Source organism: Spirillospora sp. NPDC047418 (assembly GCF_040643275.1).
Lineage (GTDB): Bacteria > Actinomycetota > Actinomycetes > Streptosporangiales > Streptosporangiaceae > Spirillospora.
Window position 1 is genome coordinate 1 of sequence record NZ_JBEYTW010000120.1, and the last position, 25,743, is coordinate 25,743.

At 73.0% G+C, this 25,743-nt stretch carries 25 protein-coding genes; 13 read left to right on the forward strand and 12 right to left on the reverse strand.

All coding sequences use genetic code 11. The features are described from left to right. From ABZ806_RS40360 to ABZ806_RS40380, 5 genes are all read left to right on the forward strand, one after another. Window positions 1–945 (forward strand): acyl-CoA dehydrogenase family protein (locus ABZ806_RS40360; protein ID WP_500223930.1); only part of this gene is annotated, 945 nt, incomplete at its 5' end. A 560-nt stretch (window positions 946–1,505) separates the two neighbouring features. After that, window positions 1,506–1,946, forward strand: coding sequence for an ATP-binding protein (locus ABZ806_RS40365; protein ID WP_500223932.1), 441 nt, complete (start codon window positions 1,506–1,508; stop codon window positions 1,944–1,946). Window positions 1,947–2,058: 112 nt separating this feature from the next. Next, complete coding sequence (locus tag ABZ806_RS40370) at window positions 2,059–2,799, forward strand: DeoR/GlpR family DNA-binding transcription regulator (RefSeq protein ID WP_500223964.1); 741 nt, start codon at window positions 2,059–2,061, stop codon at window positions 2,797–2,799. Continuing rightward, the gene (locus ABZ806_RS40375; protein WP_500223934.1) at window positions 2,792–4,009 is read left to right on the forward strand and encodes an MFS transporter; all 1,218 of its coding nucleotides are present in this window, start codon (window positions 2,792–2,794) and stop codon (window positions 4,007–4,009) included. Before ABZ806_RS40370 ends, ABZ806_RS40375 begins: the two co-directional genes overlap by 8 nt. Window positions 4,010–4,332: 323 nt before the next feature. Next, window positions 4,333–4,815: a hypothetical protein gene (locus ABZ806_RS40380; protein WP_500223935.1), complete on the forward strand. Its 483-nt coding sequence runs from the start codon at window positions 4,333–4,335 to the stop codon at window positions 4,813–4,815. Between the two features lie 36 nt (window positions 4,816–4,851). On the opposite strand, the gene ABZ806_RS40385 is transcribed toward ABZ806_RS40380, so the two are convergent. The 3 genes from ABZ806_RS40385 to ABZ806_RS40395 all read right to left on the reverse strand — a co-directional run bounded on the left by ABZ806_RS40385 (window position 4,852) and on the right by ABZ806_RS40395 (window position 7,953). After that, entirely contained in the window at window positions 4,852–5,343 is a 492-nt protein-coding gene (locus tag ABZ806_RS40385; protein WP_500223936.1) for a hypothetical protein, read from the reverse strand. 81 nt (window positions 5,344–5,424) lie between these two features. Next, window positions 5,425–6,225, reverse strand: coding sequence for a thioesterase family protein (locus ABZ806_RS40390; protein WP_500223938.1), 801 nt, complete (start codon window positions 6,223–6,225; stop codon window positions 5,425–5,427). A 45-nt stretch (window positions 6,226–6,270) separates the two neighbouring features. Continuing rightward, window positions 6,271–7,953, reverse strand: coding sequence for an LCP family protein (locus tag ABZ806_RS40395; protein WP_500223939.1), 1,683 nt, complete (start codon window positions 7,951–7,953; stop codon window positions 6,271–6,273). Between the two features lie 239 nt (window positions 7,954–8,192). Here ABZ806_RS40395 and ABZ806_RS40400 point away from each other — a divergent pair, with 239 nt between their 5' ends. From ABZ806_RS40400 to ABZ806_RS40410, 3 genes are all read left to right on the forward strand, one after another. Then, window positions 8,193–9,275, forward strand: a complete 1,083-nt coding sequence (locus ABZ806_RS40400) for a glycosyltransferase family 2 protein (protein ID WP_500223940.1) — start codon at window positions 8,193–8,195, stop codon at window positions 9,273–9,275. A 105-nt stretch (window positions 9,276–9,380) separates the two neighbouring features. After that, window positions 9,381–10,148 carry a hypothetical protein gene (locus ABZ806_RS40405; protein ID WP_500223941.1) on the forward strand — a complete coding sequence of 256 codons (768 nt, stop codon included), beginning with the start codon at window positions 9,381–9,383 and terminating at the stop codon, window positions 10,146–10,148. A gap of 83 nt (window positions 10,149–10,231) precedes the next feature. After that, a complete protein-coding gene (locus ABZ806_RS40410; RefSeq protein ID WP_500223942.1) occupies window positions 10,232–10,756 on the forward strand; it encodes a hypothetical protein in 525 nt (174 codons plus the stop codon). Window positions 10,757–10,766: 10 nt separating this feature from the next. Here ABZ806_RS40410 and ABZ806_RS40415 read toward each other — a convergent pair whose 3' ends face one another. Next, window positions 10,767–11,516 (reverse strand): glycerophosphodiester phosphodiesterase, encoded by a 750-nt coding sequence (locus ABZ806_RS40415; RefSeq protein ID WP_500223943.1) that lies wholly within the window; start codon window positions 11,514–11,516, stop codon window positions 10,767–10,769. Next, entirely contained in the window at window positions 11,513–12,214 is a 702-nt protein-coding gene (ispD, locus tag ABZ806_RS40420) for a 2-C-methyl-D-erythritol 4-phosphate cytidylyltransferase (RefSeq protein ID WP_500223945.1), read from the reverse strand. The genes ABZ806_RS40415 and ispD overlap by 4 nt, the downstream gene beginning before the upstream one ends. Window positions 12,215–12,613: 399 nt before the next feature. Here ispD and ABZ806_RS40425 point away from each other — a divergent pair, with 399 nt between their 5' ends. The 4 genes from ABZ806_RS40425 (at window position 12,614) to ABZ806_RS40440 (ending at window position 16,228) form a co-directional block, all read left to right on the forward strand. Continuing rightward, complete coding sequence (locus tag ABZ806_RS40425) at window positions 12,614–13,345, forward strand: phosphocholine cytidylyltransferase family protein (protein WP_500223946.1); 732 nt, start codon at window positions 12,614–12,616, stop codon at window positions 13,343–13,345. Window positions 13,346–13,408: 63 nt separating this feature from the next. Next, window positions 13,409–14,509 (forward strand): iron-containing alcohol dehydrogenase family protein, encoded by a 1,101-nt coding sequence (locus tag ABZ806_RS40430; RefSeq protein WP_500223966.1) that lies wholly within the window; start codon window positions 13,409–13,411, stop codon window positions 14,507–14,509. Next, on the forward strand, window positions 14,499–15,350 hold the full coding sequence (locus ABZ806_RS40435) for a CDP-alcohol phosphatidyltransferase family protein (protein WP_500223948.1): 852 nt from the start codon (window positions 14,499–14,501) through the stop codon (window positions 15,348–15,350). Before ABZ806_RS40430 ends, ABZ806_RS40435 begins: the two co-directional genes overlap by 11 nt. 23 nt (window positions 15,351–15,373) lie before the next feature. Next, the gene (locus ABZ806_RS40440; RefSeq protein ID WP_500223968.1) at window positions 15,374–16,228 is read left to right on the forward strand and encodes a glycosyltransferase family 2 protein; all 855 of its coding nucleotides are present in this window, start codon (window positions 15,374–15,376) and stop codon (window positions 16,226–16,228) included. Window positions 16,229–16,236: 8 nt separating this feature from the next. On the opposite strand, the gene ABZ806_RS40445 is transcribed toward ABZ806_RS40440, so the two are convergent. The 6 genes from ABZ806_RS40445 to ABZ806_RS40470 form a co-directional block, all read right to left on the reverse strand. After that, on the reverse strand, window positions 16,237–16,875 hold the full coding sequence (locus ABZ806_RS40445; protein ID WP_500223951.1) for a TetR/AcrR family transcriptional regulator: 639 nt from the start codon (window positions 16,873–16,875) through the stop codon (window positions 16,237–16,239). Between the two features lie 103 nt (window positions 16,876–16,978). After that, window positions 16,979–19,603 carry a HelD family protein gene (locus tag ABZ806_RS40450; protein ID WP_500223952.1) on the reverse strand — a complete coding sequence of 875 codons (2,625 nt, stop codon included), beginning with the start codon at window positions 19,601–19,603 and terminating at the stop codon, window positions 16,979–16,981. A gap of 72 nt (window positions 19,604–19,675) precedes the next feature. Beyond that, on the reverse strand, window positions 19,676–20,326 hold the full coding sequence (locus tag ABZ806_RS40455; RefSeq protein ID WP_500223954.1) for an SDR family NAD(P)-dependent oxidoreductase: 651 nt from the start codon (window positions 20,324–20,326) through the stop codon (window positions 19,676–19,678). Continuing rightward, window positions 20,323–21,057 (reverse strand): acetoacetate decarboxylase family protein, encoded by a 735-nt coding sequence (locus ABZ806_RS40460; protein ID WP_500223956.1) that lies wholly within the window; start codon window positions 21,055–21,057, stop codon window positions 20,323–20,325. The genes ABZ806_RS40455 and ABZ806_RS40460 overlap by 4 nt, the downstream gene beginning before the upstream one ends. Before the next feature lie 45 nt (window positions 21,058–21,102). Next, on the reverse strand, window positions 21,103–21,600 hold the full coding sequence (locus tag ABZ806_RS40465; RefSeq protein ID WP_500223958.1) for an SRPBCC family protein: 498 nt from the start codon (window positions 21,598–21,600) through the stop codon (window positions 21,103–21,105). Between the two features lie 31 nt (window positions 21,601–21,631). Next, window positions 21,632–22,228: an HD domain-containing protein gene (locus ABZ806_RS40470; RefSeq protein ID WP_500223959.1), complete on the reverse strand. Its 597-nt coding sequence runs from the start codon at window positions 22,226–22,228 to the stop codon at window positions 21,632–21,634. 134 nt (window positions 22,229–22,362) lie between these two features. Between ABZ806_RS40470 and ABZ806_RS40475 the strand changes: the two genes are divergently transcribed. Beyond that, entirely contained in the window at window positions 22,363–24,354 is a 1,992-nt protein-coding gene (locus tag ABZ806_RS40475; RefSeq protein ID WP_500223961.1) for an outer membrane protein assembly factor BamB family protein, read from the forward strand. Between the two features lie 17 nt (window positions 24,355–24,371). Here the strand turns inward: ABZ806_RS40475 and ABZ806_RS40480 are convergent, their stop codons facing one another. Further along, on the reverse strand, window positions 24,372–25,547 hold the full coding sequence (locus ABZ806_RS40480) for a glycosyltransferase family 4 protein (protein ID WP_500223963.1): 1,176 nt from the start codon (window positions 25,545–25,547) through the stop codon (window positions 24,372–24,374). Window positions 25,548–25,743 lie beyond the last annotated feature (196 nt).

Here is a 25,743-nt window from a genome sequence, read left to right on the forward strand (position 1 = left end):
ATCGTGATCGAGGAGGTCGCGCGGGCGTGCGGGTCGTCGTCGCTGATTCCGGCGGTGAACAAGCTGGGCACGGTTCCGGTGCTGCTGTCGGGCGGGGAGGAGCTGAAGAAGAAGTACCTGGCTCCGGTCGCGCGCGGTGAGGCGATGTTCTCCTATGCGCTGTCGGAGGCGGACGCGGGTTCGGACGCGGCGGGGATGAAGACCCGCGCGGTGCGCGAGGGCGATGCGTGGGTGCTGAACGGCGCGAAGATGTGGATCACCAATGCGGGGGTGTCGGAGTTCTACACGGTGATGGCGGTGACCGATCCGTCGGCGGGTGCTCGGGGGATTTCGGCGTTCGTGGTGGAGAAGTCGGATCCGGGGGTGTCGTTCGGGGCCAAGGAGCGCAAGCTGGGGATCAAGGGGTCTCCGACCCGGCAGGTGATCTTCGAGGACACCCGGATCCCGGCCGATCGGCTGATCGGTGCGGAGGGCACGGGTTTCAAGACGGCGCTGGCGACGCTGGACCACACCCGCATCACCATTGCCGCCCAAGCCCTGGGCATCGCCCAAGGCGCGCTGGATTTCGCGCTGGGTTATGTGAAGGAGCGCAAGCAGTTCGGCAAGGCGATCGCCGATTTCCAGGGTGTGCAGTTCATGCTGGCCGACATGGCGATGCGCCTGGAGGGCGCCCGGCAGCTGACCTACCATGCGGCGATCAAGTCCGAGCGTGCGATGAGCGGGGAGAAGATCCCGGACCTGACGTTCGTGTCGTCGGCGTGCAAGGCGCTGGCGTCGGATGTGGCGATGGACGTCACCACCGACGCCGTCCAGTTGCTGGGCGGCTACGGGTACACGCGTGATTTCCCGGTGGAGCGGATGATGCGCGACGCCAAGATCACGCAGATCTACGAGGGCACCAACCAGATCCAGCGCATGGTCATGGCCCGCCAGCTCCTCAAGTAACCGGATCACGCAGCCCATGACGGGACGATCCGGGCCGGCCGTGCCGGATCGGTCAGGCCGCGGATCGCGGTGACGACACCGTCCTCGACCGTGAACGAGAACGGCGGGCCCCGCGTTACCTCTCCTCGCTTCCGGACGTCGTAGTGCCGTCCAGCAACCCTTGGAGGGGAAAGTGACGGCACGCATCCAGAACACGGCGCCCCAACCCGGCATCACGGCAGGCGTCCAGCACCTGTTCAAGGAGGTGTACAGCGGCGGCGTACCGAGCCAGGCGCTCGAACTTGGTCCTAACCCACCTGGGACGGTCGGGGGCCGTCTCATCGTGGACACTCTCCGGAATGGACCTATGACGATTAGTTGGATGACTTTCGGAATGGAACTTCCATAGCCAAGGCTCTTGGGTCATGCTGATGGAACTGTCGCCGTGAGTCGGTGCATGTGTGCGCTCGGTCGTCGTCACGGAGTGTGTTGGCTTTGTGGCGAACGGTCTGATTCGTCTCGCTGGGTATCGCGCATCTGGCGGGCGGTGACGTGGCCCCCGGAGTCGAAGGAGAAGATCCATGTCGGTGTCTGTCGGCGCTGTGCCCGGGACGCGGCCGCCGGTGACCGTTGGGCCGGTTCGCGAGGAGGTGCTCGGGGTGGCGGCCCTGCCGTCCGCTGTACCGGTCGCGTGTTGCTTTGCTCGCGCGCTTCTCGGGTCGTGGGAGGTGGGCGATGCCTGCCGGTGGGCTTGCCAGCAGGTTCTGTCGGAGTTGGTCGGCGACGCACTGCCTGGCATCGAGGCGCGCGGTAGCGCGATGATGGTCGTGCGGTTGCGGTTGTGCGCCGCGCGTCTGGTCGTGGAAGTGCGCGATGACGGTGCGGCCGTGCCGAACCACGCCGCTGTGCTGGACGAAGGCGGGCGCGGGCCCATGCTGGCCGAGTCCCTCGCGTCCGGCTGGGGTTCGTACATGCTGGCCGCGGGCAACGTCGTGTGGGCCGCGTGGAACATCGCCGTGTGACGGCTCCTGAGTTTGCCGGGCGAACTCGCGCGCCAGCCGCCGTACCGGTTGATTCGCGTTGACTTTCGCACATTCGTCCTGTTCGATCTAACGCGTGGAGAGTTCGGGACGGGTGGCGGCGCTCATTGAGCGGTTGCGGACCACTGAGCATGTGACCGTGGTCGAGTTGGCCGTGGAGACCGGGGCGTCGGAGATGACGATCCGGCGCGATCTCGATCAGCTCGCGGAGCGCGGTGTGCTGCGGCGGGTGCGGGGCGGGGCCGTCAGCCTGCTGCTGCGGGGCGAGGCGATGCCCTTCGCCGTCCGCGAGCAGGAGGCCGCCGATGCCAAGGAGCGGATCGCCGCCGCGGTGGACGGCCTGCTCACCGACGGCGAGGCGGTCGTCCTGGACGGCGGCACGACCACGCTCACCGTCGCCCGCGCGATCGCCGGGCGGCGGCTCACTGTCGTCCCGCTCGACCTGCACGCGGCGAACGCGCTCAGCGGCGCCCCGCAGGTGCAGTTGCTGGTCCCCGGCGGGCGGACGAAGCCGGGCGCGCTGGCGTTCACCGGGCCGCTGACCGAGGCGTCGCTGGCGTCGCTGCGCGTCGACACCGCCGTCCTCGGGGTGTGCGGGCTGTCGGCCGAGCACGGGCTCACCGCCCACGAACTCGACGAGGTCCCGGCCAAGCGGGCCGCGATCGCCTCGGCCCGGCGCGTCGTCGCCGTGTGCGACGGGAGCAAGTTCGGGCGTACCGGCCTCGGGCTCGTCTGTCCCGTCACCGGGCTGGACGTGGTCGTCACCGACCGCTCCGCGCCGGCGGCCGCCGTGTCCCGCCTCCGCGACGCCGGCGTGGACGTCCGCCTTGTCTGAGTCGTTGCGAGCGGGCCGGATCGCCACCTTCGCCTACTTCGGGCTGAACGGCTTCCTGCTGGGCATGTGGATCGTCCACATCCCGGTCGTCGAGGACCGGACGGGGATCGGCCACGCCCTCCTCGGCTGGCTCCTGCTGCTGCTCGGCACCGGGGCCCTCGGCGGGATGCAGATCGCCGGGCGCCTCACCGACCGCGTCGGCGCCCGCGTCGTCGTGCCGCTCAGCGCCGCCGTGTGCAGCGCCACCCTGATCCTGCCGGGCCTGGCCGCCGACGCCTGGACGCTCGGCGCGGCGCTCCTGGTGTTCGGCGTCGGCAACGGTGCCCTGGACGTCTCCATGAATGCGCACGCCGTCCAGGTGGAACGCGGCTACCGGCGGCCCGTCATGTCCGCCTTCCACGCGACCTTCTCCCTCGGCGGCGTCGTGGCCGCACTGGTGGGCGCCCGGACGCTCGGCTGGGGCTGGAGCCCGGCGGTGACGCTCGGCGTGGTCGCGGCGGCCGGTGTCGCCGCGGCCGCGCTGACGGCCCCCGCCCTGCTGCGCCGCCCCCGCGATGTCACCGCCGCCCCCGCCGCCGGACGAGGACGGACCAGGACGCCCCGCCGCATCTGGATGATGGCCGTCCTCGCCCTGATGGTCATGCTGTCCGAGGGCGTCGCCAACGACTGGAGCGCCCTGCACCTGCGGGACGGCCTGGACGCGTCCGCCGCCACCGCCGCCCTCGCCTACGGGGCCTTCGCCACCGCCATGACCATCGGCCGCCTGCTGGCCGACCGGGTCGCGGCGCGGTTCGGCCCGGTGGCCGTCCTCCGCTACGGCGCCGCGACGGCCGCGCTCGGCGGGACGGTCGCGGCGCTGTCCCCCTGGATCCCGGCGGCGCTGGTCGGCTGGGCCCTGTTCGGCGCCGGGCTCTCCGGCTGCGTCCCGCAGCTGTTCAGCGCCGCGGGCCACCACGACCAGGACGCCGTCGGCACCAACGTCTCCCGCGTCGCCGGCCTCGGCTACCTCGGCATGCTCGCCGGCCCGGCCGTCATCGGCCCATTGACCAACGTCATGCCGCTGAGCCTCACATTCTTTCTGCCGGTGACGCTGTGCGCCATCGCCGCCGCCACAGCGGGCATCCTCCGCCCCTCACCCAGCACGCCGGGCCCGGCACACCCCACGGAACCAGACACGGCCACCAGCCCGGCAGAAGCCCCGCGCCCGTAAGGAATGGCGCCCACCCATCTGCCGCAGCGATCCCGGCATTCCCACCACTGAACGGTGGCCGTAGTCGGCGCACGAAGGTCTCGTTGCTGTTGCACATTTCTATGATTTACGTCACGTTCCGGCGAGTGCGGTCGTTTCTCGGTGGATGGGCATGGCCTCTGGCATGGATGTTCCAACGGTCAGTGAGCAGTGAACCACGTTCTCTATACCTGTTGACCGAGGGCTGCTCCGCCATCGAATATCAGCCTGCTCTTTCTGATCTTCAGGGGGGCATCGGTTCGGGTGCATTTCAGGCGGATTATCTTCCGTGGAATGGAGACGGCGTGGGCGACTACGTTGATGTCGTGCGGGAGCGGATGGTTGCTGATGGGTGTGAGGTGACTGCCGAGCAGGTCGGCGGGGTCTCGGCGCTTGTCGGGTATCGGTCGAACTGGCGGGCGTTTTCCAAGGTGCATCTGTTCACCGTCGTCGCGGAGAGCGGGAGCGTTGATGTCGAAGCGCTGGAGCGGTTCACGCGTGAGGCCAGTTCGCTCGCGAAGAGGCGCAAGGGGGCCATGCGGGGGGCGCAGTCGGGGGTCTTGGTGATCGCGGCGCTCGTCACCGAGCATGCGGACGAGGCCGCCAAGGAAATGGCGGGCAGGCGGTTTCGGCAGGGGGCCGGCGGGTTCGCCGCCCTCGTCCAGCCGGCGGTGGTCGACCTGACCGGCAAGACGGTGTACTCGTTCCGGGGGGTCAGGATCTGGGGCGCGCTGTTCGCCGCCTACCTCCGGAAGAAGAACAAGCTCTACCTGCCGGATCCGCTCTAGCGGGGACGGGCCGGCGGCCCGCCCCCGCCGGTGCGGTCAGTCGTGGGAGACCTGCAGGGTCATCGTGCCGTCCTTGGCCATCCGCGGACGGAACGTGATGCCGTTGTAGGTAGCGCTGGCGTTGGCGGACTGCCCCGCGTCGAGCGTGCTGACCATGTTGGTGCGCTGGCCGCGGATGCTGAAGGTCACCCGGCTGCCCTCGATCTTGATGTGCACCGGGTCGAGGCCGTACTTCTCGTCCAGCTTGATCGTCTGGCCGTCGCGGACCTTGACCTCGCAGTCGGCGTCCGCGCATTCCGTCAGCTCCTTGCCGTCCTTGTCGTCCTTGGCGGACGGGGACGGCGATGCCGCGGGTTCCGCGGCGTCCGCCGGCGGATCGGCCGGAGGCGCCGCGTCCGGTACCGGATCGGAGACCGCCGGCTCAGGCGGTGGTGCGGCGGCGTAGGCGGTCGCGGCGGCGATGCCGCCGGTGAGCGCCAGTGACGCGGCGGCGGTCGTGGTGAGCAGGCCGAGGATCCTGGTCGACATCCTGTGGACTCCTGATGAGTGACTTCGTTCTGTCACCATCGTGCTACCCACTGTAATCGATCAAGAACGCACGGGAGTCGGTTATGAGCGCTCGTCCACCAGCATGGTCTGCAGGGCGCGGCCGAACTCGCCGGAGCGGTCCGCGAGGGTCGCCTGGCAGAGGGCGCTGCCGCCCGGGCTCGCGTCCAGGGACGCGGCCATGCACAGCCACTCGCCGACCGGGTCGCGGTGCAGGGCGACCGTGAGGTCGGTGTTGATGATCAGCCACTTGGACAGGTCGAGCTGGCTGCCGACGCCGGACGCGCTGTCGGCCAGGGTCAAGGCCCGGACGAGCGGCGTGTCGCTCTCGCCGGCGACCAAGGGGATGCGCGCGCGGGCCCACGTCGTGCCGGGGCCTGGACGGAAGAAGCCGCCGTCGATCAGCCGCCACTCCATCGCGGACAGGTAGCCGTCCGTGTGGAGGTCGCGCCACTCGTCGAACTTCGGTGTCGAGTCGGGGAGCGGCGGTGGGGGCGCGGCATGCACGACCGGGTCCAGGTGCGACGGCGCCGTCAGGATGCGCCAGGCGGTGGCGCGGACCACCGTCCGCCCCTCGTGGGTGATCTCGCCCTCCAGGTGCGCGACCCGCTTACCCGGCCGGACGACCCGGACGTCCACCCGCAGTTCGGCCACGGGCACCGGGCTCAGGATCTCGACCGTCACGCGCGCCACCCGGGTGCCGGGGACGGGGTCGTGCTGCTCGAAGGCCCGTCCGATCAGGCCCGACACCGGACCCCCGTGCTGGAAGCCCGGCGACCAGGGGCCGGCCGTCGCGACGGTGCTGGCGAACCGGCCGTCGCCCAGCGGCTCGTAGAACGCCTCGGCGGGCGCGTCCTCGCTCATTCGGCTCCTCCCCATGTCCTAGAACGCCACTCTAGAAGACGGGGGTCAGGCGCAGAGCTTCGACGTGGCCGTCCCGGTCTCGATCCCGGGAGTGGCGGACGGCGACGCGCTCGGGGTCACCTTCACCTTCTCCACGCCGTCCCAGTTCGCGCCCACCATCACCTGTATGCGCGAGCCCAGCGACGACACCTTCTTCAGCTTCGCCCCCGGGATCGCGGCGGCCAGCGTCTTGGCCGAGTCCGCCCGGTCGGGGCCGTACTGGATCTGGGTGGTCCGCAGGCCGCGCCGCGCCACGCCCGGCGCGACCGTCACCTTGAAGCCGAGCTCCCGCAGCTGGCCGCCCGCCTTGGTGGCGAGGCCCCGGGTGCCGATCGCGTTCAGGACGCGGACGGAGATGTCGTCCGGCGGAACGGTCAGCGCGTCCTCGGGCTTCTGCGTCGGCGTGGCGCTCGGCTTCGCGGTCTGCTGGTCGAGCGGCTGGTCGCGCCTGATCCGGGTGAACAGGTCCTGCGCCTCGCCCCGGTCCCACTGGACGGTCGACTGCTGGGTCGGCGCGTTCCACAGGACGGCGTTGTAGTCCGGATTGGACAGCGGCACGTTCGCGAACGTGACGTCGTCGGTCGACAGGTCCTTCATCTGGTCGGCGAGCTTCGGCAGGTTGTCGGCGAGCTTCTCGTCGACCCGCAGCGACTTCAGCGCCGCGTTCAGGAACCTCGTCGACTTCACCGGGTCGCTGAGCGTCTTCGTCGACAGCGCCTGCTTCATCATCGCCGCCATGAACTGCTGCTGCCGGTCGATGCGGCCGAGGTCGCTGCCGCCGGTCAGCGTGTACCGGGCGCGGGCGAAGGCGAGGGCCTTCAGGCCGTCCACGTGCGACGTGCCGGCGGGCAGCTTCAGGCCGCTCTTCGGGTCGTCGACGGCCTGCTCGGTGCAGACGTCGACGCCGCCGAGCGCGTCCACCATGTGCACGAACCCGTAGAAGTTCACCTCGACGTAGTGGTCGATGGACACGCCCGTCGCCTGCTTGATCGTGCTGACCGTGAGGTCGGGCCCGCCGAACTGGTACGCCCAGGTCAGCTTGCCCGGACGGGACGGGACGCGCGTCCCCTTCGCGCCCTCCGACCCGTTCGACTTGTGCGAGGGGATCGTGACGTAGGAGTCGCGCGGCAGGCTCACCACCGACACCCGGTCGTGGTCGCGGGACACGTGCAGCAGCAGCATCGTGTCCGAGCGCTCCCCGGCGTCGTGCCCGAGCTTGGCGGCCTTCTGCTGCGCCTTCGTCAGCCCCTCGCGCCGGTCGACGCCCGCGACGAGGATCGTCATCGCGCCCTTCGGGTCGTTCCCGCCCTTGCCGAGCCCGTTCACCGACACCTTGTCGATCATGCCGGTGACGTAGTTCTGGAACGCCCACGCGCCGCCCGAGGTCAGCAGCACGACCGCCGACATCGTCCCGGTCAGGGTGAGGAAGCGCTTCTGCCGGCGGGCGCTCATCGCGGCGCGCGGGCTCAGCCCCCGGCCGGGACGGCGCGGGCCGCGCGGGCCGTCCACCGTCACCCGCGGCGCGGGCATCCCGTCGATCGTCACGCCCTCGATGCCGGCGCCGCCGTCCTCGTCCGGGGCGGGCCGCGCGCCCGGCCGCGGCCGGAAGTAGCGCTCCAGCGGGTCCGGCTCCGCCGGACGGCCCTCACCGCGGCGGTCGCCGCGACCCGAGTCGTGCCCGTCTGCCATGCCGGCCGCCGCCTCCCGAAGATCACGTTCCGCCGTGCGTCCCACCACTCTAAAGTGGGGAGGGCCCGTCCGTTCGCTACCTGGACCTCGTGTCCTTGCAGTAACGTGGCGCCGTCTTGACCACACCCCGGCGGCCCGCACGCGAACCTGGGTGGCGTGGGCTGCGTCAGGCAAGCGAGCAAGAGAGGAAGGGGCGTCCGCCTCCGGTCCCGCCGGCCGGCGCGCGTCCGCGAGCCCACATGAATTCGTCTCCCCGTGCCCACCGCGCCACGAACCAGGAAACCCAGTACGCCGTGAAGACCCGTCCCGACTCCGGTGAGCGCACCTGGCCGGCGGTGTCGGTGGTGATGCCCGTCCTGAACGAGCAGCGCCACCTCGCCGAGGCCGTGCGCGGCATCCTGTCCCAGGAGTACCCCGGCGAGCTGGAGCTCGTGCTCGCGATCGGGCCGTCCCGCGACCGTACCGAGGAGATCGCCCGGAAGCTGGCCGCCGAGGACCCGCGCGTCCTGGTCGTCGCCAACCCGACCGGGCGCACCCCGCAGGGCCTGAACATCGCGATCAAGGCGTCGCAGTACTCGATCATCGTCCGGGTGGACGGGCACTCGCTGCTGCCCGCCGACTACGTCCGCGCGGCGGTCGAGACGATGGAGGAGACCGGCGCCGACAACGTCGGCGGGATCATGGCGGCCGAGGGCGTCACCCCGTTCGAGAAGGCGGTGGCGCGGGCGATGACGTCCAAGCTCGGCGTCGGCAACGCCCGGTTCCACACCGGCGGCGAGGCGGGCGAGGTCGAGACCGTCTACCTCGGGACGTTCCGGCGCAGCGCGCTGGAGCGGGTCGGCGGCTACGACGAGACGTTCGTCCGCGCCCAGGACTGGGAGATGAACCACCGCATCCGGGAGACCGGCGGCCGGATCTTCTTCACCCCGCGCATGCGGGTCACCTACCGGCCGCGCCCCAACCTGCGGGCCCTCGCCAAGCAGTACTTCCACACCGGACGCTGGCGGCGCGTCGTCGGCCGCGAGCACCAGGGGACGCTGAACCTGCGCTACCTCGCCCCGCCGATCGCCGTGGTCGCCATCACGGCGGGCGTGGTCGCCGGACTGCTGGGGTTCTGGCCGGGCTGGATCCTGCCCGGCGGATACGCGGCCGCGATGGTCGCGGGCGCCGCCGTGGAGGGACGCGGGCTGCCGATCGCGGCCTGGCTGCGGCTGCCGCTGGTGTTCGCCACCATGCATCTGACCTGGGGCGTCGGGTTCCTGACCAGCCCGCCGCGGCTCGGCCAGCCCACCCCGGCGAAACCCGGCGAATCCGTCCAGTAGCGGGCAGAAAGGTAGATCCACCACCGAACCGGCGTGCGTTGCCGCACGTCTGAGGGTTAGGTTTGGCGGAATCTCGCCCGCCGACCGGGCACTGGAGGGGTGGACATGTCCAACGGAGCACGCCACGGCCTCGGGGTGGTGGCCGGCCTCGTGCTGACGCCGATCATCGCCGCGTGCCTCTTCTACGGCACGAACCGGCTGCGCATGGTCATGGCGTTCGGCTATTCGCGGTTCCGGAACTACCACGGCGAGGAGCTCTGGATCGGCGCCGGGCTGGTCCTGCTGGCGGCGATCCTGCTCGGTCTGCTGGTGGGCAGCCGGCTGTCGCCGGTCGCCTCCCTGATTCCGGGCGCCGCCTTCACGCTTGTTGGCGTCGTCTGGTTCGTGTCCCCCACCTGGGCGATCCGGCACCCCGGGAGGGACGTGCTGCCGCGCGACATGTCCCTCGGCTACACGACGCTGGCGTCCATCGGGGTCTTCTTCATGCTCGGCGTGATGCTCCTCGTGGCGTCGCTGCCGCCGTCGCGGTGGAAGGCACGTGCCCGCACCGATGTCGCGCCGCGCTTCGGGCCGCCGCCCGCGCCGATGGGCCCGCCGCCCATGCCCGGCGCCCCGGCCCCGATGGGCGCCGCTCCCATGGGCGCGCCGCAGCCGCCGCCGGCGCAGAGCCCGTCCTGGCAGGGCGCGCCCCAGCCCCAGCAGCAGCCCCAGTTCGGCGCGCCGCCCGCCTCGTCCAACCCGCCCCCGCTCCCGCCCGCGTCGCCCACGCCGCCGGCCCAGGAGAAGAAGCGGGAGCCGTCCATCGAGGGCGGCTCGGACGACGACGAGCCCGGCGAGTGGACGCGCATGTACGGCGGCAACCGCCCGAAGTGATCGAGTCCGGGATGTGATCATCCTGGTATGCGGCGTCTGTAGGTTGAGCGGTCCCCCGACGCCCCAGATGACAGGAGCCGGTCATGACCCCCGCCGTTCGGCACGGAATCGGCGTCCTCGCCGGCCTGGCCGCCACCTTAGTGATCGCCGGTTGCCTGTCCTACAGCGTCGACAGGCTGCGCAGGACGGTGGCCGACGGTCTCGGCGCGAGCCTCGACGGCACCCCGGCGTCTCCCGACTGGACGGCGTTCGGAGTCCTGCTGCTGGGTGCCGCCGTGATCGGCCTGGTGGTGAACGCGCGGCTCTCCGCGCTCGCCTCGCTCATCCCCGGCGTGCTCATGACCACGGTCGGGTTGCTGTGGGTACTGAAGACGATGTGGATGCTTCAGCACACCACGCGGGGTCTCGTGCCGGACGACTTCTTCGGCGGGTACTCGAACATGGCCGCCAACGGGACCTTCATGATTATCGGCCTGGCGCTCGTCGTGGCCTCATTGTCGCCGCGGCGCTGGCGTGGCACCCGCGCCGCGACACCTGTTCCCGCCGCGTCGCCTGCGCCGGCGGCACCGCGGAAGACGGGGCCCGGCGAAGACATGGTCGAGGCGTAGTCGGCCCTGGTCAGACGGCCGCGAGGACGCCGGGGACGTCGTTGACCACCAGCGCGTCGAACCCGGCCTCCGCGTAGGTCGGCGCGGCCTCCGCCGACGGGCACCACGCGATCGTCTCCAGGCCCGCCTTGTGCGCGACGTCCACGCAGTGCTCCAGCGGGCGCAGCCGGGTGTCGGGGTGCTCGATGCCGCACGACCCGGTGTGCACGGCGACGGCGTCCAGGCCGAGCCCGGCGGCGGCCGGGACGGCGTGCCACAGCGGGAACCGGAGCCACGTCAGCAGCCCCAGCGGGACGCCCGGCAACTCGTCCCGCAGGAACACCAGCAGCGACGGGTCGAAGGACGTGACGAGCAGCGGGCGCCGCTTCGCCTCGCGCCGCAGCACCGGGGCGAGCAGCGCGCCGGTGCGGCGGGACGGGTCGTCCAGCGCGTCCTCGAGGACGGTCTTCACGTCGACGTCGACCGAGACGTCCGGCGGCAGCGCGTCGAAGATCTCGGTCAGCAGGGGCAGCCCGCTCGCGGTCGCGGGCAGGTCGACCAGGTGGTCGCCGTCGACCGTCGTCGGGTCGTGCCGCAGGACGAGGTGGTCGTCGGCGGTGCGCGTCACGTCGATCTCGACCCAGGACAGGCCCCCGGCGACGGCGGCGAGCAGCGACGGCAGCGTGTTCTCGGCGACGGGGGCGGCGGCGCCCGGCGGCACGGGGCCGCCCGACCCGTAGCCGCGGTGCCCGATGACCGTGGGGGCGTTGTCGAAGATCAAGGGTTCACCCCGGTGGCGAGATGTTCGGCGATGACGGCGTCGAGCGGCTGGGTGACCTTGAGGTTGCGCTCGCTGCCGGCGACGACGCGGATGGGGACGTCCGGCAGGTAGCGGTGCACGATCCCGCAGTCGTCGGTGGCGCGCAGGCCCGGGTCGGCGAGCGCCAGCTCGTAGGCCCTGCGGATGGTGCCGAGCCGGAACCCCTGCGGGGTCTGGAACCGGTTCAGCGTCTCGCGCGGCGGCATGGAGGCGACCACGCCGTCCTCCACCACCACGATCGTGTCGGACGACGGCACGCCCACCGCGACGGCCTCGCAGCCGTCCAGCGCGGTCAGCACGCGGTCGATGACGGGGGCGTCCACGAACGGGCGGGCCGCGTCGTGGAACAGGACGCGGACGTCGTCGGGGTGCCCGTCCAGGACCCGCAGCGCCGCGACCGTCGACGCGGTGCGCGTGTCGCCGCCCTCGATCACGGCGGCCGTCTTGCGGAACGGCGCGGCGATCGCGGCGGCGTCGCGCAGGTGCCCGGCCGCCATCACGACGACGACCTCGCCGACGCCGGGGTGCGCGTCGAACGCGCCGATGGCGTGCGCCAGGATGGGCCGCCCGCCGACCTCCATGAGCTGCTTGGGGCGTTCCGCGCCCATGCGCGCGCCGACCCCGCCGGCGAGCACCACCGCAACCGTCCGCGTCGCCATGTCTCCCGCTCTTCCCGGCCGGCCTCCGCGGCGCACCCGTGCCATGCTCGGCCGCCGTGCTCGACCGCGGTGCTCGACCGCCGTGCTCGGCCGCCGTGCTCGACCGTCACGGCCAACGTACCGGAACGCCCCGGGCGCGGGCGGGCGTAGCGGCTTGCGCCGCCCGGGAACGCCGGATCGAGTATGGTTGCTTCGCCGTACCGGAGTCCGTGCAGGCGGTGCCGGCACCGCTCCACCGCGATGCCGCCGCGGCGCCCCAGGGCGCCGTGCCGCGCCGGGGCCCGGCTCGTTCGCGCACGCCGCACCGGCCGTCTACGTTGGCGTTCAGGCCCGGCGGCGAGGGCACCGCCGCGTTGCGTACGGACAACACGGACAGTTCGACCGGGAGGAAGAGGAAGCATGATCGGCATGGTGCTGGCGGCGGGTGCGGGCCGGAGGCTGCGGCCCTACACCGACACCCTCCCGAAGGCCCTCGTCCCGGTGGACGGCGAGACCACCATCCTGGACATCGCCCTCCGCAACCTCGCCGAGGTCGGGCTGACCGACGTCGTCATCGTCGTCGGCTACCGCGCCGGCGCGGTCGAGGAGCGCAAGGCCGCGCTCGAAGAGCGGTACGGCGTGAACCTCACGCTGGTCCACAACGACAAGGCCGAGGAGTGGAACAACGCCTACTCCATGTGGCTGGCTCGGGAGTACTTCTCCAAGGGCGTCCTCATGGTGAACGGCGACACGGTCCATCCGGTGAGCGTCGAGAAGACACTATTGGCCGACCGTGGGCCGGACATCCTCCTCGCAGTGGACGATGTGAAAACTCTCGCCGACGAGGAGATGAAGGTCATCCTCGACGGCGAGGGGCACCTGAAGACCATCACCAAGCTGATGGACCCGTCCACCGCGGGCGGCGAGTACATCGGCGCCACCCTGATCGAGCCCGCCGCCGCCGAGCCGCTGGCCGACGCGCTGAAGACCACCTGGGAGCGCGACCCCGACCTCTACTACGAGGACGGCTACCAGGAGCACGTGAACCGCGGCGGCCGCATCGGCGCCGCGCCGATCGGCGAGGTCGCCTGGGTCGAGGTGGACAACCACGAGGACCTGGAGAAGGCCCGGCGCATCGCCAAGGGCTACTGACCCGACGGCCGCCGGTTCCAGGCGCCTCACCGAGCGAGGAGGCTCATGCCCCTGCTGACGCGGATGCTGAACGCGCCGCTGTCCATCGACGTGCGGCGCGGTGCCGTCGCCGCCCTCGGCGACCTGCTCGCCGACCGGCGCATCGTCACCGAGGGACGGGTGGCGATCGCGGTCGGCCCCGGCCAGGGCGACCAGATCGCCGAGCACGTCCGGCCGTCCCTGTCGGCCTGCGACATGTTCCGGGTCGAGGGCGGCACCGTGGACGTGGCCGTCGAGCTGGCGGCCAAGCTGCGCGCCGGGTCCTACGAGGCCGTCGTCGGGATCGGCGGCGGCCGGACGATCGACGCGACCAAGTACGCGGCGACGCTGTCGGGCATCCCGATGGTGTCGGTCGCGACGAACCTGTCCCACGACGGGATCTGCTCGCCGGTCGCCTCGCTCATGCACGACAGCGGCAAGGGCTCGTTCGGCGTGGTGATGCCGCTCGCGATGATCATCGACCTGGACTACGTGCACGCCGCGCCGCCCCGGCTGATCCGCGCCGGGATCGGCGACGTGCTGAGCAACCTGTCGGCGGTGGACGACTGGCTGCTGGCCGCCGAGCAGTGCGGGGAGCGGGTCGACCGGATGGCGCTCACCGTGGCCCGCACCGCGGCCGAGGCGCTGCTGCACCAGCCCGGCTCGATCGAGTCGGACCGGTTCCTCACCGTCCTCGCCGAGACCCTGGTCCTGTCGGGGATGTCGATGGCGTTCGCGGGCGACTCCCGGCCCGCCAGCGGCGGCGACCACGAGATCATGCACGCCATCGACCAGCTCTACCCGGACACCGCCAACCACGGCGAGCTGGCCGGGATCGGCGCGGCGTTCTGCTACCACCTGCGCGCCACCCGGCTCCGCGCGGACGAGGCCGGGGCGGCGTCGACCGGCGCGGCGTCGGCCGACGGTGCGGCCGAGCGGCTGCGCGACATCCTCGACTGCCTCGGCCGGCACGGGCTGCCCCGCCTCCCCGGCGACATCGGCCTGTCCGTCGAGCAGTTCACCGAGGCCGTGCTGCACGCCCCGCAGACGCGCCCCGGCCGCTACACCATCTTGGAATACCTCAATCTCGACAAGGGCGAGACCCGCAAGGCGGTGGAAGAGTATGTCCAGGCCCATGGAGACTGAGCTCCCCGGATACTCCGCGGATCCGTCGGGCGACGACGATCACCGGCCGGACCGCAAGAGCGCGAAGGTCGCCGACATCCGCCGGTACGGGCAGCCGCCCGGCCTGAAGGACCGGCGCAACGAGGAGCACTGGGCGGGACGCCTGTACATGCGCGACCTGTCCCCGTACTTCGGGTGGATCGCGCTGCGGCTCGGCTTCAGCCCGAACCAGCTGACGTACCTGATGATGGCGAGCGGCGTCCTCGCCGGACTGGTCGTGTCGCTGCCCGCCGACCCGCTGTGGACGGCGATCGGCGGCGCGGTCCTCATCCAGGTCTACCTGCTGCTCGACTGCGTGGACGGCGAGGTCGCCCGCTACCTGAGGCGGACGTCGGTGGCCGGGGTGTTCCTCGACCGGATCGGCCACTACCTGTCCGAGGTGTCGCTGCTCATCGGGCTCGGCTTCATGGCGCAGGGCGGGTGGGACAACGGCGGCTGGGCGGAACTCGGCCTCGTCGCCGCGCTCGGCGCCGCGCTCATCAAGGCCGAGACCGACAACGTCGTCGTCGCCCGCGCCAAGTCGGGGCTGACCGCCGACCCGTCCGGCGGCGACCGGGCGCTGCGGCCCCGCTCCACCGGCATCGCGCTCGCCCGGCAGGCCGCGTCCATGCTGCGCTTCCACCGGATCATCGGCGCCGTCGAGCTGTCGCTGCTGATCCTCGCGGCGGCCGTGCTCGACGCCGTCCTCGGCAACGAGACCCCCGCCGCGGTCCGCGTCCTCATGGTCGCGGTGGCCGCCGTCGCCGTCCTGCAGACCCTGCTTCACCTGGTCAGCATCCTGGCCTCCCGGAGACTGAAGTGAAACTGTCCGTCGTCGTCCTGACCATGGGGAACCGGCCGGAGGAACTGGCCCGCGCCGTCAGCAGCGCCCTGGATCAGGAACATGTGGACGTCGAGGTCGTGCTCGTCGGCAACGGCGTCGACCCCGTCGGCGACCGCGCCGGCGCCGCGCCGTTCGACGACGAGCGCGTCAAGACCCTCAGCCTCCCGGCCAACCTCGGCATCCCGGGCGGGCGGAACCGGGGCGTGGAGATGACCTGCGGCGACGTGGTCCTGTTCCTGGACGACGATGGCTGGTACCGCTCCACCCGCCTCGGCGCCCACCTGCGCGACCGGTTCTCCGCCGAGCCCGACCTCGGCGTCGTCTCGTTCCGGGTCCGCGACCCGGAGGGCGGGCGCGGCGAGCGGAGGCACGTGCCGCGGCTGCGGGCCGGCGACCCGGAGCGCTCGTCCGCCGTCACGACGTTCCTCGGCGGCGCCTGCGCGATCCGCCGCGCCGCGTTCGACGCCGGCGGCGGCCTCCCCGAGGACTTCTTCTACGCCCACGAGGAGACCGACCTCGCGTGGCAGATCCTCAACGCCGGGTACCGCATCGTCTACGACGCGTCGGCGGTCATGTTCCACCCGGCCGTCCTGCCGACGCGGCACGGCATGTTCTACCGCTACAACGCCCGCAACCGGGTGTGGCTGGCGCGCCGCAACCTCCCGTGGCCGCTGGCGCTCACCTACCTCGGCGTGTGGGTCGGCATGACCGTACTCCGCGAGCGCAAGCCGAGCGCGCTCAAACCGTGGTTCAAGGGCTTCGCGGAGGGCTGGCGCAAGCCCGCCGGGCCGCGCCGGCCCATCTCCTACCGCACCGCTTGGCGCATGACGAGGACGGGCCGCCCGCCCATCATCTGAGCCGTCGGCTACGGGGCGGTGACGGCCGCGAGGATGAGGTGGGTGAGCTCGCCGATGATGTCGTCGAGCGGGATGTCCTGGTCGCGGGCGGACCAGTGGTGGACGAGGTTGTTGACCGCGCCGATGATCGCGATCATGGTGAGGCGGTAGTCGCGGTCGATGGCCTCGCCGCGCTCGACCGCCTCCCGGGCCATCGTGGTGAGCGCGTCCTCCCACTGGCCGCGCCACCGGAAACGGTGCTGCTCCAGGCCCGCACTGACGCCGATGACCTCGACGAACGCGATGCGGGCCCAGCGGGGGTCGCTCGCGGTGACGGTGACGAACGCGCGGACGGCCCGCTCGACGCGGGTCCCGAGCCGGTCGCCGGCGGCTCCGGCGTAGGCGGTGGCGAGCGCCTCCGCGGCGCGCTCGTTGATGCTGGTGTGCAGGGCGGTGAGGAGTTCCTCGCGCCCGGTGAACTCCTCGTAGAAGTTGCGGGTCGACACGCTCGCCGTCGCGCACAGCCGCTCGATGGACGTCGCCGCGTAGCCGCGCGTCCCGAACAGTTCGAGCCCGGCGGCCAGCAGCCGCTCCCGCCGCTCGGCGCGGCGCTCCTGCGCCGACCGGCCGCCGTAACTGCGCCTGGGTGCGGGATTCCGGCCGCTCATCGATCTCCGTTCACCCGTGCGAAAGGGGGCATCGTCAGACTAACCCCCGCGAACGGGCAGCGATCACCCTCTTTGCCGCGACTCGGGCGTCCCCGGGGAAGGGTCAGCCGGTCAGCAGCGTGTCGCGCCATGCGGGGTCGGCGGTGAGCACGGTCAACTGCTGCGTCGCCCGCGACACCGCCACGTAGAGGACGCGCAGCCCGCGCGGCGACTGCGCGGCGACGGTCTCCGGCGCCACGATGACGGCGGCGTCGAACTCCAGCCCCTTGGCGTCCAGGACGTCCAGGACCTGGACGCGCTCGGGCAGCCCCGCCCCGAGCCGCTCCCGGTCGGCCTCCGTCCACGCCACGCCCCCGCCCGACCTGCCCGACCTGCCCGGCGTGCCGGTTGCGGTGGGGGCCGGCGTGCTGGACTCGCTGGCTTCTCCGGTTGCGGCGGGCGCGTCGAAAAGGGTGGTCTGAGTGGTGGGGGAGGGCGGTGATGCCGGTGGGCGCGCGGTGCCGGGTTCGTCGGACGCCATCGGGACGATGACGCCGATGGTGCCCTCGACCTGGTCGAGGAGCCGCTCGGCCGCCTCGCGGGCGGCGGTGGGGAGGTCGGGCTCGGGGACGACGCGGACGACCGGCTCGATCCCGGACGTCCGGACGGCGCGGGCCGGGCGGGCCTCGGGCAGGGCGCGGGCCAGCACCCGGGCCGACACCGCGGCGATCTCGGTGGAGTTGCGGTAGTTCGTCGTGAGTTCGTACTCGTGCCGGGTGCGGGGCGCGGGCTTGCGCGGGCGGCGGCGCCCCCGGGACGGCTTCTCGCCGCCGAGCGCGGACTCCATCGCCTCCCGGGCGGCGTCGAGGTCCTCCCAGGCGCTCTGCGCCGGGTCCTCGACGATCGTCCAGCTGGCCTGGCGGCCGCGGCGGCCGAGCATGCGCCACTGCATGGGGGAGAGGTCCTGCGCCTCGTCCACGACGATGTGCGCGTATTCGGGGCGCTCCTCCACCACGCCGTCGTCCACGCGCCGGGCGCGTTCGAGGCGCTCCATGGACGTCGTGAGCTCCTGCATCTCCGGTTCCCAGGTGTCGTCCACGACCTCCTCGCCGGTGAGGATGTTGACGCCGTCCACCACGAACGGGTCGTCCTCCGACGGGGCCCTGCGGCGGCGGGACGGGCGGGGCGGCGGGCCGAGCAGCGCGTCGAGCTCGTCCAGCAGCGCGACGTCCTGGTAGCTGAGCGGGGCGTCCCCGGCCCAGGACGCGGCGAGCGGCTCGATGTCGGCGCGGTCGGCGTCGCGGCCGGCGGCGGCGCGCAGCCGGGCCGGGTCGCCGAGCGAGCGCAGCACGTCCAGCGGCCGGCGGATCGGCCACCAGGCGACGAGGAAGTCGGTGAACGACCGCTGCTCGCGGACGCGGGCGTCGAACTGGGCGCGCTTCGGGTCGCCGTTCTGCCGCCCCCGGGCGGCGGGCTCCTCGTCGAGGGAGGCGAGCCCGTCGGCGGCCAGGATCGCGTTCCACAGGCCCGTCTCGGCGCTCTCCTCGGCCTCGACGGCCTCCATGCCGCCGACGTCGTTGAAGCGGCGCCAGAGCGCGTCCAGGAGCATCTCGGCGGCCCGGCCGCGCGCGGCGTTGACGCTGCCGCGGCTGCGCCGGTGCAGGTCGTTCCTGATCCGGTCGAGGCGGTTCCGGTCGAGCGTGACGACGACGCCCTTGAACACGACGCGCAGCTCGCCGGGGGCGCCGGGCGCGTGGTCGGCCACGGCGCGGCGGAGCACGTGCACCATCTCGTCCGCGCCCTTGACGCGGGCGAGCCGGGGGGCGTCGTGGACGGTCGCGGTGGCGCCGTCGACCAGGTCGCCGAGCGAGCGCAGCGTCGCCGAGCCCTCGCCGAGCGACGGCAGCACCCGCTCGATGTAGGCGGTGAACCGCCGGTTCGGCCCGATGACGAGGACGCCGCGCGAGCCGAACCGGCGGCGGTGCCGGAACAGCAGGTAGGCGACGCGGTGCAGCGCGACGGCCGTCTTGCCGGTGCCGGGGGCGCCGCGCACGAGGACGGTCCCGTCGGCGGGGGCGCGGATGACCTCGTCCTGCTCCCGCTGGATCGTCGCGACGATGTCGCGCATGGCGCCCTCGCGGGCGCGGGCGAGCGAGGCGATGAACGCGCCGTCGCCGACGATCGTCATGCCGTCGGCCGCGTCCGGGGAGAGGAGGTCGTCCTCCAGGTCGACGACCGTGTGCCCGCGCGAGTGCAGCACGCGGCGGCGGACGACGCCGCGCGGGTCCTCGGGGGTGGCGCGGTAGAAGTCCTCGGCGGCGGGCGCCCGCCAGTCGATCACGAGCGAGTCGTGCTCGCCGGTCCGCACGCCGACGCGGCCGATGTAGCGGACCTCACCGGCCTGCTCACCGGACTCCAGCTCACCGGTCTCCTGCTCACCGGCCTGCTCACCGGTCTCCTGCCCGCCGGGGGCGAGGTCGAGCCGGCCGAACACCAGGCCGTCGTCGGCGATGTCGAGGGCCTGGGCGCGCAGCGCGGCCTGGTGGACCATCGCGTCCCGGTCCACCAGCGAGCCCTTGGTACCGGCGAGCGACTGCCGGTAGCCCTCGCGGATCATGGCCTGGGCGTCCGCGCGCATCTGCTCCAGGCGCGCGTAGGCGATGTCGACATAGCGCTGCTCGGCGGCGATCTCTTGATCCTTCACCGTGCCGCCGGGACCGGTCGGCCGCCCGGTGACCTGGGACGACATGCAGGCTGCTCCTCGCACGTGTGTCAAGGCCGGAGACGTCCCCCGGCACCACGAAGGGGCGAAGGAGACAGCTTATTCGGTCGGCCGGAGGTTCAGCGCGGAGCGGATGCCCTCGACGAGCGCCGGCCGCCGCCGGCCCGGCCGTACGTGCAGGTCGCCGGGCGGGCGCGCCAGCGAGCGGTCCAGCGCGTCGAGGGCGAGCCGCGGCGGCGCCGCGTCGTCCAGCTGGACGCAGCGGATCGTGACGCCGCGCCCGCCGTGCTCCCGGAACAGAGCCTCGGCGTACGCGGCGACGGCCCCGGACGCGGCGGCCGCCGCCCCGGCCCGCGGCGGCGGCGCGCACAGGGCCAGTTCGCCGGCGCCGCGTTCCAGCATGCCGGGCAGTGTGGCGCGCACGACGTGCATGGTGCCGTAGATGTCGGTGTCGAGAACCTGTTTCACTTCCGCGGGCGGCTGGTCCAGCGCCGCCCCGGCGGGCGCGGTCACGGCAGCGTGCACGACCCGGTGGACGGGGCCGATCAACGCCAGCAGGTCCAGGACGGCCCCGGGGTCGGTGACGTCGCAGGTCCGCACGTGCATGTTGGGGGAGCGCAGCGCCGTCTCCGCCAGCCCCGCCTCGTCGGTGTCGACCGCGACGACGTCCCACGCCGCCGCTGCGAGCCGCCGCGCCGCGAGCGCGCCGAGCCCGCCCGCCGCACCCGTGACCAGCGCCGTCCGCTTCACCGGCGCACCTCCTCGGCGCCGTCGAAGACCATCTGCAGGTGACCGACCGTGCTGGTGCTCAGGGCCCGCGCCCGGTCGAGCCCGAGCCCGCGCAGCTCCTCGGCCACCGGGTGGTCGCCCAGCACGACCTTCGCCCCGCCCGGACGGGTCCGCACCTCGGACGGCGTCAGCGTCCAGGGCGTCCGGCGGGTGACGCCGTCCAGGCACGAGTAGGCGTCGACCTTCGGCGCGGCGGTGCCGGCCGGCATCGGCACTCCGGGCTTCACCGCGACCTCGATCACCGTCCGCCCGCCCAGCCGCACCGCGCACCGCTTGACGCGCCCGGCCAGGTCCATCGGGATGTCGGTGATCTCCTTGGGGAACCCCCAGATCGTCCGCCCGGCGTCCAGCGTGAACTCCTGGTTGACCGGCAGCCAGTGGATGAACGCCCCGACGCCCCGCAGCCGTCCGAGCACGCCCGGCGGCTCCGCCTCGGGCGGGCGCACCAGGAACGCGACGGCGAACTCGTGGTACGGGCCGAGGTCCCCGTCCGCGTACCGGACGAAGGCCAGCGAGCAGATCGCCCGGCCGGGTAGCGGCGCGGCGACCTCCAGCCCGCTGTAGGCGATGACGGCCTGGGCGGCGCGGGCGGGCACGGCGAACATCGCCGACCCGACGGCGGCGTCCCGGATCCGCACCGGGAGCGTGACCCGCTCGCCCTGGATGGCATGCGCTTGCACGGTGCTTGTCACACCGCTTAGTAGAACAGGTTCTTGTTTTGCTGCCAAGAACCGGGCTCAGCCGCGTTCGACGGCCGTCCGGATGCGGTCGAGGGTGGCGCGCATGCCCGCGCGGTTCACGGCGGCGCGCCGCTCCGCCGGGACGCCGGTGAAGACCTTGCCGAGGACGGAGACGAACGCCGCGCCCCGGTTGTCGCGGCGCAGGTCCTCCCAGTACTCGGTGAGCCGCGTCCGGGGCGTGGACGGGTCGTCCGAGACGTCCTCGAAGCGGTACCCCCACAGCGCGACCGGCATCCCGAAGCTCGACACCCGGAACGCGAACGCCTTGCCCGGCACCGCCGCCGTCACCTGGCATGTGGTGAACCACACACGCCACCCGATGCGGTTGAACCCGACGAACCTCGTGCCCGGCGCGATCGTCCGGCCGCGCACCCGGACGGCGAACACCTCGGGGCTCCACTCGCGCATCCGCCGCAGGTCGGCGACGGCCGCGTAAACGTCCGCGGGCCCCGCCGCGACGGCCGTGCTCTCCTCGACCACCCACTCGCGTTCCATGCCGCGATCCTCCCACCTCATGACCATTCGGTCATAGCAGGTGCGCGTACTCCGTCCGCCAGGACGCGTACCAGGCCCTGAACCAGGGGTGCGGCTCGGTCAGCGGGACGATGTAAGTGAGGGTCTCGGCGTAGTAGCGGCGCTGGAAGTCCGGCGGCATCCGGTCGAGGGTCTGGACGTTGCTGACCCGGTCGGCGAGCTTCACCTGGATCGCCTCCGCCGGGGCGTCGCCGAGGCGGCGCAGGTAGGCGGCCTTCGCGGCGCGCTTGGCCTGGCGCCCGGCGCCGACGGCCGGGGGCTTGGTGACCCAGTCGACCAGTTCGGTGACCTCCGGGCCGAACTCGGCCTCCACGTCCGGCAGGGTCGCGGCGGTGTCCTCGACGACGTCGTGCAGGACCGCGGCGGCCAGCACGGCGGGCGCCGTCACCCCGGCCCCGCGCACCAGGACTTCGAGCGCCTCCAGCAGATGCTCGACGTAGGGGGCGCCTGTGGGACGCTTCTGGTCGCCGTGCCAGCGCTCGGCGGCGGCGACGGCCCGGCCGAGGGCCGCCACGTCGATCGGCGCCCCCGAGGCGGCGATGTCCGCACGGGCCGTGTCCCAGCCGTGCCAGCGGGTGAAGACCTCCACGGTTCATCTCCGTTCTGTCGCGCGGGCGTCCCGCGCACGGCATGGTGGGTGTCGTCGCATCACAGTATTCAGCGGAGGGAGGCGGCGCGGTCGTGGTCGCGAGCCGGCAGCGGCCAGGCGGCCGACCGGAGTCCGTGGGCCGGGTCCGCGTCGCGCTCGGCCTGGTCTCCGCGGCGGTCGCCGTGGCGCTGTGCGTCGTCCTCGTCGACAAGTACGTCCTGCGCGCCGAATGGTGGCAGGTCCGGCACACCGTGACCGGCGAGCCCGTCACTCCGCAGCGCGAGGTCGGGCCGCCGCCGGGGCCGCTCGCGCTCAGCTGGGAGAGCACCACCCGCCTCCAGCACGGCGCCGCCGGCGGCTACGACGGCGTCGCCTACCAGGTCGCGCAGGGGCAGGTCGTGACCGCGTCCGGCCACGGGCTGGAGGTCCGGGACGCACGGACGGGCGGCGACCGCTGGAGCTACCGGCGCAACGGGTGGACGCTGCTCGGCTGGACGTCCACCCGGTCCCGGCTGGTCGCCTACTTCGAGCGGAACGGCGACCGCACCGACCGGGTGCTCGTCGCGTTCGACGCCCTGTCGGGCGGGCTGCTGTGGCGGCGCGAGGGCGAGCGTCCGGCCGCGGTGTCGCGGACGACGCTGCGCTGGCCCGCCGGGTCCGACATCGTCCTGACCACCGACGACGGGCACCGCACGCTGTTCGGCGTCTCCGCGGTGACGGGCAAGCGGGTGTGGCGGCAGCCGCTGCCGCGCGGCTGCCGCCTGTTCGAGGGCGGCGCCCACCCGTCCGACGGCCGCGAGGACCTCGCCGCGTTCGGCCTGGACTGCCTGGAGGACGGGCGGCCCGCCGCGCGGGAGGAGCCGTCCGACGGCGGCCGGAAGGAGGGGCGGCAGGAGAGGCGGCGCCGCAGCCGGCTGCTCGCGGTCGACCCGGCGAAGGGCACCGTCCGCTGGGAGGAGCGGCTCGGCTCCAAGGAGTCGCCCGAGGTCTCGATGCTGGACGGGGTCACGCTCGCCTCCGACGGGACGGCGCTGCGCGCGTTCACCGAGGACGGCGACCAGTTCGGCACCTGGGCGGGCGACGGCGTGTGCGGCGACCTGATGTGCCCCGGCGTGCTGACCTCGGGGCGGCTCGTGGTCGTCTACCACCCGGACGGCTCCGACCGCACCCGCATGGAGGCGGTGGACGTGCCCTCCGGACGCGTCGAGTGGGCCCGCGACGTCCCGGCGTACGCGGCGCTCGCGCAGGCCGACGGGCACGTGTTCGCGCTGCGCCCGCGGCTGTCGGAGGGCCTGCTGCCCGCAGGCGTCGACATCGTCGAGCCGGGCGACGGCGCCACCACCACCGCGCCCGCGCCGTTCTCGATGGACCCGGACCTGCCGGGCGCGCGGCCGTGGCTGGCGGCGGCGGGCGGGCTGCTGTACGCGGCCGTCCCGCAGGCCGCGCCCCGCCCGGACGGCGCGGCGCGGCTGCTCGTGCTGCGCGGCGGTCCGGCCGGCACCGGCCCCGCCGAACTCGGCGGTGTCCCCGCCGCGGCCTGGCCGGACGCGTGCTCGCTGCTCACCGGGCCCGACCTGGCCGGGGCGCGGCTGGAGGGCTACGCCGCCGAGCCGAGCCGCGCGTCCGCCGGGCCGGTGCGGCTGCCGCGCCCGGTGTCCTGCACGTACGAACCCCCGAAGAAGAAGCCCAAGAAGAGCAAGAAGCCGAAGGACGAGGACGATCCGGCGGACGAGAGCGCGTCACCGACGCCGACGCCGACCCCCACTCCCACTCCGGCGCCGAGTTCGTCCCGCACCCGGTCCGGGTCGCCGAGGCCGTCCGCGAGCCCGATGGAGGAGGCCGGTCCGGCCGTGCGGGGCCTCACCGTGAGCGTCCGGTGGGTGGCCGAGACCGGGGAGGCCTCCTCCCGGATGCTGGACGCCCTGCAGGCCACCCAGTCGCAGGCCCGGCCGCGCCGCGACATCGGCGCGGACGAGGCGTACGAGATCGGCCCCACGGCCGGGATGATCGCGCTGCGGGTCGGCCGGTACGTCGTGGTGGTGGAGGCCAACCGCCCGCCGGGGGCCGCCGCGCGCATCGCCCGGTCCGTCGCCTTCCGGCTGCACCACCCGCCCCGCCCGTCCTGACCCTCCCGACCGGCGGCTCAGCGCTCCGGCACGGGCCTAGCCGCCGGTTCCGCCGCCGGTGCCAGTTCCGGCTCCAGTTCCGGTTCCGGCTCCCAGACGGTGCCGGCGGACCGGTTCGCCCAAGCCTCCAGCTGGGCGACGAACCGCGCCGCGTGGACGGGCCAGTGGTACCGCGCGCGGGCCGCCTCGTACCCGCGCTTGCCCATCTCGGTCCGCAGGTCGGGGTCGTCGCGCAGCCGCAGGACGGCCTTGGCGGCGGCCTGCGGGTCGCCGAACGGCACGACCAGCCCGCAGCCGGCCGGGTCGACGATGTCCACCGCCGGCGGGTTCGGCGTGGTGATCACCGGGATGCCGCGGGCCATGTACTCGACGACCTTGGTCGGCATCGAGTGCCGGTAGTTGGGCTCGTCGTGCAGCAGCGCCAGCCCGGCCATCGCGCCCTCGGCGATCCGCAGCGCCCGGTCGTTCGGCACGAACCCGTACCAGCGCACGAGGCCGTCCCGCTGCGCCTCCCGCAGGGCGCCCCGGACATCGGCGTCGGCCGCGCCGATCAGCTCCACCAGGATGCCCTCGGCGGCCAGCGTCCGGGCCATCTCGATCATGTCGAGCGCGCCGCGCGCCCGGGACAGCTGCCCGACGTAGACGGCGCGCCGGCCGTCCGGCGGGCCGGGCGGCGTGTCGGAGACGTAGGTGGTGTTCGGTACGACCGGGTGGTCACCGCGGAACCGGGCCCGGTAGCCCTCCTCGGCGAGCAGCAGCCGGTGCCGCCGCTCGCTGCGCCGCTCCAGCCGGTGCACGGCCGGCCGCAGCACGGGGCGCGCCGGTCCGGGCAGCCAGCCCTTGGCCGACAGCGCGGCGGCGGTGTCCTCGTGGACGTCCCACACGACCGTCCGGGCCCGGACCTCGCGGGGCAGGGACACCAGCAGCTCCGGATCGTGCAGCAGGACCACGTCGGCGTACCGGGCGTGCTCGATGAGCGCCCGGTGCGCGGCGCGCAGCGCCCGGAGCCGGCGCCGGCCCGTGGCGCGCGGGACGTCCACCGGGCTGATCTGGCGCCACGGAACCGCGTTACATGCCCGGAATGGGGCAATATATGTGACCTCGTGGCCGGCCTCGAGAAGCGCGCGAATCTGCCGATGCAGAATGCGTGCGTCCTCGGGATGGTGCACCACCGTGCAGACACAGACCCGCATCACATTCACTCCGTAACGCGCTGGAAACGACCTATACCGGCAGTCTCGTCCGCCGAGGAAAAGCGCAGATGAACTCCCCCCGTCCACGACATGTCAGCTCCCCGGCCCCTCGTTGACCTGCGGCGTGGTTGTTTTTATTAGGGCGGGAGAAAAAAAAAAAAAGACCCCGAAAAAGACTTAACAAAAATATATTAGA